Below are 9,372 nucleotides of genomic sequence, written 5' to 3'. Positions count from 1 at the left end.
TAAAATTTTATGAGGGATTTTCAACTGAAGAACTTTCGCAAATTTTAGGTCTACACGCACAGAGTATCTACAATTTGGTGTTTTCTGCAGTCAATCAATTGCGAACTTTTCTTGATAACTGACATTCTCTGCTCTCCTTTTCAATTGCTAAGTTCAATTTTTCGAACTGTTTAAAGCCTCACCTATTTTTTTTAAAATAAAAAATAAAAAAACTTTGAGTAGATCCGGGATTGCCATCTCTCTTCTTAAGAAAGAGCAGTTTACAAATAACCAACAACTAACAAATGCCAAATCAGTTCTCTAAACTTTTAATGGATGACTCCTTCGTCCGATTTCTGAAAGGAAAAGCCTCAAAGGAAGAAGTTGCCTATTGGACTGAATGGATGCAGGCAAATAGCCAAAATGCCCAATCTATAGAAAAAGGGAAAAAGCTACTAAACAAGGGGACTCTTAATGTACCTAAGCCTAATTCCAACGACGAATTCAACCGTTTACTAAAACGAATTGAATCTCAGGAAAATATAAAGTCCATAAAGCCATCGCGAAACAGATCCAGGAACATAGTCTGGTTAACAATGGCTGCAGCTATATGCTTACTACTTTTAACAGGTTATCTGGCGCGAAATTCTTTTTTACAGAATAGCGCTACAGAACCGGTTCAGATAGTATCTATTGAGTATAAAGAATTTGAAACGGAAACCGGTCAAAAGACCACCGTTCAATATTCAGATGGCTCGATAATCACCCTCAATGCTAATTCAAAAATACGTCTCCCTCAGAAAATGGTGGAGTCGGATACCATGCAAGTGTGGCTTGAAGGTGAAGCACTATTCAACATCACCAGAAAAGAAACATCAGAATCCCGAACATTTATAGTACACACACCCGATGGAAGTATTTCCGTATTGGGTACCCGATTCTCCGTAAATACAACGAAGAATCAAAGTCAGGTCGTATTGACTGAAGGGAGTGTTAAAATTAATGTCCAGGGAGAGACAAAAAAACCAGGTCTGGAATATGTAATGTCTCCGGGAGAAAAAGCGCTTTTCTCACAAAACTCTGAAAATATTCAGGTTGAACAAGTGAATACTGAGGTCTACACGTCTTGGGCCGGCAATAATATGGTTTTAGATAAGACACCTCTTTCAGATTTAATCACAAGAATCGAATTCACATACGACGTTGAAGTGATTGTTGAAGATCAAACTCTATCAGATGAAAAACTAACAGGCAGATTTAATAGCTCTGATTTATCCTTTTTGCTATCAGGGCTTTCTAAAATGCTTGAAGTAGATATTGATCAGCAAGATCAAACGGTTTATATCAAAGAAAAAACAGATTCAGGTAGTACTGAATAATTAATCATTACCTAAAAACTTAAGTGATATGAAAACTAAAATATCCTCCTTGTTAGTTTTGCTCATTATCCTATTTAGCGTAAGCTCATTAGGGGCAAAACAAACAGAACAGTACGTTTCAAGCACAGACATTTTGTCGGCTCAGAAACCAGAGAAAAAGGTGAGTTTAGAAGAAACCTTAAATAAAATTGAAAACGGATACGATGTGATCTTTCTGTACCAATCCAATTTGGTCAATGGAAAGTCAGGTTATGCCGAATCAATTGAGGGTTCATCAGTATTTGAAGTTATTGACAGGGTTTTAGAACCCCACAATTTAACTTCAACATACATTGATAACCGTACATTCGTGATTTCCAATATGGAAGAAGCTGAGATAGAAATACCTGCAGATTCTGTGATGGGAGTTGTTACGGATGCATCTACAAATCAGACGCTTCCGGGTGTAAATATTCTCGTTAAGGGAACCGTTGACCGGGGGACTACTACTGATATAGATGGTCGTTATGAGTTACGATCTGTAGAACCGGATGATACCCTGCGTTATTCATATATAGGGTACCAAACCTTGGAGGTACCTGTTGACGGACGAAGTGAAATCAATGTTGCTCTGGAACCAAGTGTATTGGAATCGGGAGAAGAAATTGTAGTGGTTGGCTACGGTACCAAAAAAAGAAGTGAAATTACTGGTTCCGTTTCATCAGTCAGCTCCGAAACAATTGCACAAACACCGGTTCTTCGCGTTGAACAGGCACTACAGGGCCGTACAGCAGGTGTTTTTGTAGCAAATCAATCCGGACAGCCGGGAGAAGCCCCCACCATTCGAATTCGCGGAGCCGGTACAACCGGAGACGCTGACCCACTTTACGTGGTGGATGGAATGCCTGTTGGTGGTATCGATTATTTAAATCCAGGCTCTATTCAATCAATTGAAGTTCTTAAAGATGCTTCCTCAGCCGCAATCTACGGCGCAAGGGCAGCCAATGGCGTAGTACTGATAACAACAAAATCGGGACGACCTGATGAAACAAACGTTACATATGAAGGTTATGCCGGTATTCAGAATCCATGGAAAAAAATCAACGTTCTGGATGCCCGTCAATACATGATGATGATGAATGAAGGTGCGGCTGCTGCGGGAATAACCATGCCGTTTCCAACTTCTCCTGACGTATCCGGAGGAACTGACTGGCAAGAGGCAGTATTTAATAACAATGCGCCAATGACGAATCACCAGATTACCGTTTCAGGTGGGAACGAGAAAACCCAGTACTTAACGGGTTTCACTATTTTCTCACAGGAAGGAATTATCGGGGGAGATAAGTCTCAATTCGGGCGTAATACGTTCAGTTTAAAACTAAACAACAGAGTAAGTGATGTGTTCCGCGTAGGTAACAGCCTCCACTTTACTCGCATTAACAGAAATGCAGTTCTCAGTAATAGCGAATGGGGTTCCCCTCTAAGTAATTCTTTGAACATGGATCCCCTCACTCCTATTTATGAGAACGATCCTGACAGGTTGAGCACTTTCCCAAGTAATGCCGTTCAAGAAGATGGCAGACATTTCGGGATCTCAAGATATGTTACTCAGGAAATTGTAAACCCTCTGGCTCGCTTAGAGGTCACCCATGGTGAAACTCAAGTCGACAAGCTGGTTAATAACTTTTTTGCTGAGTTAGACTTGTTGCCAAATTTGGTAGTGAAAAGTAGTTTCGGTATTGATGCCGCTTTTGTTAAAGATGACAGTTATGTACCAACCTACTATTTGAATTCCTCACAGAATAACAGCGAATCCTTAGTGAGTAAGGCTGAGAATAGATGGTACACCTGGAATCTGGAAAACACGATCACTTATCAGCAAGATTTCAGAAATCATAACATTGAACTATTAGGCGGTATTTCGGCTCAAAAAGTTCAGTTCGAGGATCTCTTTGGTTCAAAATCCAATCTGCTGATGCAAAATCCTTCCAACGCCTGGCTCAACGTGGCTTCAGATGAAGAGTCCATGAGAACATCGGGGGGTGCATACAGTGAAAGGCTGCTATCATACTTTGGTCGAGCCGACTACAATTTCTCTGACAGATACCTTATCACAACGGTTCTTCGAGTTGACGGATCATCGAAATTTGGTTCAAACAACCGATACGCAATCTTCCCTTCTGTTTCACTGGGATGGATTATGAGTAATGAATCCTTCATGGAAGAATATGATAGTATCAACCTATTGAAGCTGCGTGCTTCTTGGGGTCAAAATGGAAACCAAAACATTGGTAACTTCGCCTATACCTCCACAATCGCAACCGGTAACGGTTATACCTTTGGAGATGGTGAATCTTTCAATACCGGATCTGTTCCTTCAAGCGTACCAAATCCAAACCTTAAATGGGAAACTTCAGAACAGTTAAACTTTGGTGTTGACTTAGGACTATGGCAGGATCGTCTGATCATTAAAGCAGACTACTACCAAAAAGATACCAAAGGATTGCTTGTAACTGCTCCTATTCCAGGTCACGTGGGTAACAATGCACCTGTTATTAATGGTGGTAGCGTTACAAACGAAGGGTTTGAGTTCAGTGTAGACTATCGTAATTACAACAGCGAGTTCAACTATAATATTGGATTGAATTTTGCTCTGAATAAAAATGAAGTGACAAATATCGGAAATGCCGAAGGCGTGATTGTCGGAACCGGTTTTGCTACCTACGGTATTGTGACACGAGCAGAAGAAGGCTTCCCAATTGGATATTTCTGGGGTTACGAAACCGATGGAATCTTCCAAAATCAGGATGAAGTGACTTCCTATACAAACAGTGAAGGAGACCTGATTCAGCCAGACGCTCAGCCCGGAGACGTACGCTTCAGGGACTTGGATGGAGACGGCCAAATTGATGACGCCGATCGAACAATGATTGGAAATCCTACACCGGATCTGACATTTGGTATGAATTTTGGAGCCAACTATAAGCAGTTCGATCTATCAGTCTTCATGCAGGGAACATTGGGTAACGAGATATTCAATGCCACACGCCGTCATGATCTGACCACGACAAATATGCCTGCTTCTTACCTCGAACGCTGGACAGGCCCCGGTACATCAAACGATCTACCTCGATTTACCTGGAATGACAGCAACGGTAACTGGTCAAAAATTTCTGATCTTTACGTAGAAGACGGTTCCTATCTAAGAGTGAAGAATGTACAAGTAGGTTACTTTATCCCTACCGATGTTCTGCAAAGCGTAAGTATACAACAGGCAAAAATTTATGTGTCTGCAGAAAATGTATTTACGATTACAGGATATAGCGGATTTGATCCGGAAATAGGATCAGCATCAGCACTCAGCGTAGGTGTCGACCGCGGAGTCTACCCACAAGCTCGCAACTTCCGAGTCGGTGTCAACCTTACTTTTTAATCGTATTATCCACACTTAAAACTTTTGATCATGAAAACCTTAAGAATAACACTAGCTTTTTTGATAGTCACTATTGCAGGCTTTGCAAGCAGCTGTGACAGTTTCCTAAGTGTAGAACCACTGGACCAGCGTGTAGAGTCTAACTTCTATGAAACACAGGAAGATGCACAGGAAGCATTAGTTGCAGTTTATGACGTACTACAGTGGAATACGATTATTGGATTCCACGTACCGGAAATGTTGAGTGACATCGCCTCTGATGACGCTTTCGCCGGCGGAGCCAGCCGAAATGATGCTCCAAACATTGTTGAAGTGGATAAACATAATATCCGCACTACAAATGGAGAAATTCACGGGCTTTGGCAAAAGTACTATACCGGTATATACAGAGCCAACAAATACCTTACTGAAATTGAAGGACTTGAGTTAGACGACGAAGCTTTCAAAACACGTACTATGGCTGAAGCCAGATTTCTGAGAGCCTACTACTATTTTGATCTGGTTCGTTTCTTTAGAAATGTACCACTCATTACCGTACCGCTCGATAACCCTGATGAATACAATCAGCCACAAGCCGACCCATCAGAAGTCTATGAGCAGATTGCACAAGATTTACTTGCTGCAATCCCGGACCTTCCGGAAACTATCCCATCTAATGAGTTAGGCCGTACTTCCAAATGGGCTGCACAGGCTCTGTTAGGAAAAGTATATCTCTACTACTCGGGTGTTTTTGACGAAGATCTGCCCGCCGGTGGTGAAACTGTAACCCAGGCAATGGCGGCTCAAATGATTGATGATGTTATTAATCTTAGCGACCACGACTTGGTTGAAAATTACGAAGATATCTTCACCCCTGAGTTTGAATTTAGTGAAGAGTCTGTTTTTGAGATTGCCTACGCAGATTCAAGACCGTGGTATGATTGGGGTTACATTCAAGGTGGCGAAGGAAACATGGCACCTCAAATGCAGGGACCGCGAGTTGATCAGCCGGGTGATGAAGATTATCAACGAGGCTGGAGTTTCTCACCGGTAACGCAGGAACTTGTAGATGCTTTTGATCCAGCAGATCCGCGACTTGACGCAACCGTACTGTTTGAAAGTGAATTCAATGAAGGTATATCAATCGGTTACCAACACACCGGTAAGTTCACCAATAAATATACCACTCATAAAGCGTATACTCCATCCGATGGACAGCTCGAGCTCAATTGGGGTAACAACTACCGAGTTATTCGATTCGCTGATGTACTTCTGATGGGTGCGGAACTGCACTTAGACACTGACCCTGTACAATCTAAGGAATACTTAGATCGAGTAAGAGAACGCGTAGGAATGCCGGAAGTGGCAGCGACGATGGAAAACATAAGGAATGAGCGCCGAATAGAACTAGCCATGGAAGGCCAGCGATATTGGGATCTTCAGCGATATGGACAAAATATAGCTGAACAGCATATTTCAATACCAGGCGCTGTAAAACAGGATTATCAAGGCGATGCCCCCGATTTTGAAGTTTCATACAATACTGCAAAAGTGGGCCTGTTTCCTGTTCCACAAAGTGAAATTGACATTTCAAACGGTCAGCTTCAACAGAACCCAGGGTATTAATTAGTTCCCTTTAAACAAAAATCTTAAATGAATCACCACTGATATGAAAACACTAATTAAAATTCAATGGATGCTTCCGGTTCTGTTGATTATCGGATTGGGATTGGGAGCTTGCGAACCGCAGGTTTCTTCAGATCCAAATTTGGATGAACCACCCAAATCGGAAAATGTAACTTTCGATTATACACACAACCCGGATAATCCAAATATTGTTGAGTTTGTCAATACCTCAAACAGTTTCAAAGCCCTCTGGGATTTTGGAAATGGAGCAAAAGCTGAGGGTGATGTCGTTACCGGCCGATTCCCTCTACAGGGTGAATATACCGTACAACTCACAATCTTCACCGAGTCAGGTCAAGCTGTTAATTCACAAATTGTGACAATAGAAGAGACAAATCCTATAATGCTGGATGATCCTGATTTGAATATGCTTACCGGTGGAGCCGATCAGATTGAAGGAAAAACCTGGGTGATTGACAGTACACAAGTAGCGCACATGGGTGTAGGCCCTCCCGACGGTGATTGGCCGGAGTATTGGCAAGCTCCTCCCCTCGCAAAACCGGGAACCGGCTTGTATACCGACGAATACACATTCACCCTGGATGGATTCAATTTCGAAATGCAAACGAGCGGTTACGTATTCCTTAATGGAGCTTACGGTGATGAAGTGGATGGAACCTATGAAGCACCGGGTGGCGACTTAATGGCACAGTGGACCGCACCAAATGATCTGTCTTTTAATTTTATAAAAAATGAAGATGACGGTGATATGTTCATTACTGTTTCAGATCCGGGATGGATTGGTTTCTTTGCGGGAACCCGCGAGTATGAAATTCTGGAAATATCTGAAAATCGATTGGCCCTGCGATTTGAAGACTCAAATAATGACCTGGCTTGGTATCATACACTTATTCCTAAAGGATACGAACATCCTACTGAGGAAATTCCTTATGAATCTAACGAGTTGTTTGACAACTTTGACGAAGATGGGAATGTAACCTGGGTCACCGAGGAAGTAACGGGTTTCAATGAAAACTATGACAATCCTGCTCCCGTAGGCATCAATACTTCAGAAAAGGTTGCAAGGTATGTAAAAGGGGAAGCCAAGTTTGATAACGTTTTTATCAACCTGGATTACAAGATGGACCTGAATGTGCACAATAAGGTTCGCCTCAAGGTATATTTCCCATCATACAACGACTATGAAACTGAAGATCCCAATGCAGAAGCATGGGCTCCGTCAGCGTCATTGTCTCAGCAGGTAGAAGTAAAACTTCATGATTCTCAAAATCCTGAACCTTGGGTAAACCAGGCAACAGTTGTTCAAACTGTGGCAGAAACAAATACTTGGGTAGAACTGGAGTTTGATTTCAGTGAGTGGAGTGCTGAGGAAATCTATGACAAAATTATAGTTCAAATTGGCGGTGAAGGCCATGGAATGCCCGGAATCTTCTTTATCGATGATTTCCAGCTAATTGAATAAATCTTAACTGAGTAATTACTAGGGGAGGAATTCTTATTCTTCCCCTTTTTTTATACATTTTTTTGACCCTAGCATATTTGACGAATAAATTTATGTCTAATTTTATTTCATTTCTCACAAGCTTTTTCTTGATTCTAAGCCTTTCATCATGCTCATCAGATGGACCGGCAGATAGTTTTAATTACATCGAACCTGACCCAACTGATACACTGCAACCAGGAGATCTTATTTGGTCAGATGAATTTAACGGTTCAGGGTCACCAAACAGCAACAACTGGACCTACGATATTGGGCACGGAAGTGGTGGCTGGGGAAACAATGAGGTGCAGTACTATACCGATGAACAGGAAAATGTGCGTATGGAAAATGGAATGCTTGTTATAGACGCCATTTATGAAAGTGGCCAGTGGACCTCAGCCCGAATTAAATCGGAAGGTCTTCAATCCTTCAGATATGTGACCGTTAAAGCACGGGCTAAACTCCCGCAGGGTTCAGGTACATGGCCAGCAATATGGATGCTTGGATCAAATTATAAAGATATAGGTTGGCCTGCCTCCGGTGAGATTGACATCATGGAACATGTAGGTAAAAATCCGGGCATGATCCATAGCTCATTGCATACACCGTCAAGCCATGGGAATACCCAAAATTCAGGCCACACAGAAGTTCCTGATTTTCACGAAGAATTTCATATTTACGAAGCCGTCTGGACACCGGAAAGCATCATCTTTAAAGTTGATGGCGAGGAATTCTACACGTACAGCCCTTCGATAAAAAATTCGGAAACATGGCCTTTTAACAACAATTTTTTCCTCATTATGAATATTGCAATGGGTGGGAATTGGGGAAGTGATCCTCAATATGAAACCGCAGGAATGCGAAACGGCATTGATCCTGATCTAAATCAAGCCAGAATGGAAGTTGACTACATAAGAGTTTATAAAAACTGATTAGCTAACTTAAATTTTTTAAAGATTCTGAAGTCCTTTGCTATTTAAAAGTATCAAAGGACTTTTCCGTAGTAAAACTGACCTCTCCTCTCACCTTCAATATTGATTACTTCAGGAAGATAGCCCCACTCTTCAAATCCATGCTTTTCAAGAAGAGAAATACTGGCTTTATTCGTTTCAATTAAAATGGCAAAGTATACATGAAAATTGAGACGGCCTTGTCTATTTATAGCGTGCTTCAACAGTGCCGAACCAACTCCCTGTCCCCTTGCTTCTCTTGCCACGTAAAAACTCACCTCAGCCGTTTCGGCAAGTGCTTTCCGTCCTGGTCGATAAGGTGATACCGACAGCCAACCTACTATTTCATCATCTATTTCACATAGATAAAGTGGATATTGATCATTAAACTTCCGGAACCAATCCCTTCGCTCTTCTTCACTCATTGGTGCCGTATGGGCTGTTTTAAACCGTTCTTCAATGGCTTGGTTGTAAATTTCATCAATTGACGGCAGATCAGCCGCAATGGGTGTTCGAATTTTCATATCTCATCTAAAAGATCATTTT

At 41.8% G+C, this 9,372-nt stretch carries 6 protein-coding genes; 5 read left to right on the top strand and 1 reads right to left on the bottom strand.

Annotation, left to right across the window (positions count from 1 at the left end; all coding sequences use genetic code 11):
* The first annotated feature begins 284 nt into the window (after window positions 1-284).
* From ACESM0_RS11020 to ACESM0_RS11000, 5 genes are all read left to right on the top strand, one after another.
* Window positions 285-1,358: a FecR family protein gene (locus ACESM0_RS11020; protein ID WP_372906265.1), complete on the top strand. Its 1,074-nt coding sequence runs from the start codon at window positions 285-287 to the stop codon at window positions 1,356-1,358.
* 28 nt (window positions 1,359-1,386) lie between these two features.
* A complete protein-coding gene (locus ACESM0_RS11015; protein WP_372906264.1) occupies window positions 1,387-4,770 on the top strand; it encodes a SusC/RagA family TonB-linked outer membrane protein in 3,384 nt (1,127 codons plus the stop codon).
* 30 nt (window positions 4,771-4,800) lie between these two features.
* Window positions 4,801-6,375 carry a RagB/SusD family nutrient uptake outer membrane protein gene (locus ACESM0_RS11010; protein WP_372906263.1) on the top strand — a complete coding sequence of 525 codons (1,575 nt, stop codon included), beginning with the start codon at window positions 4,801-4,803 and terminating at the stop codon, window positions 6,373-6,375.
* A 43-nt stretch (window positions 6,376-6,418) separates the two neighbouring features.
* Window positions 6,419-7,858, top strand: coding sequence for a PKD domain-containing protein (locus ACESM0_RS11005; protein ID WP_372906262.1), 1,440 nt, complete (start codon window positions 6,419-6,421; stop codon window positions 7,856-7,858).
* A gap of 92 nt (window positions 7,859-7,950) precedes the next feature.
* Window positions 7,951-8,808 carry a family 16 glycosylhydrolase gene (locus tag ACESM0_RS11000; RefSeq protein ID WP_372906261.1) on the top strand — a complete coding sequence of 286 codons (858 nt, stop codon included), beginning with the start codon at window positions 7,951-7,953 and terminating at the stop codon, window positions 8,806-8,808.
* 53 nt (window positions 8,809-8,861) lie between these two features.
* On the opposite strand, the gene ACESM0_RS10995 is transcribed toward ACESM0_RS11000, so the two are convergent.
* Window positions 8,862-9,350 (bottom strand): GNAT family N-acetyltransferase, encoded by a 489-nt coding sequence (locus tag ACESM0_RS10995; RefSeq protein ID WP_372906260.1) that lies wholly within the window; start codon window positions 9,348-9,350, stop codon window positions 8,862-8,864.
* Window positions 9,351-9,372 lie beyond the last annotated feature (22 nt).

It is taken from the genome of Rhodohalobacter sp. (genome assembly GCF_041686455.1).
In the GTDB taxonomy this organism is placed as follows: Bacteria; Bacteroidota; Rhodothermia; order Balneolales; family Balneolaceae; genus Rhodohalobacter.
This window is presented reverse-complemented; position numbering and strand designations above follow the sequence as displayed.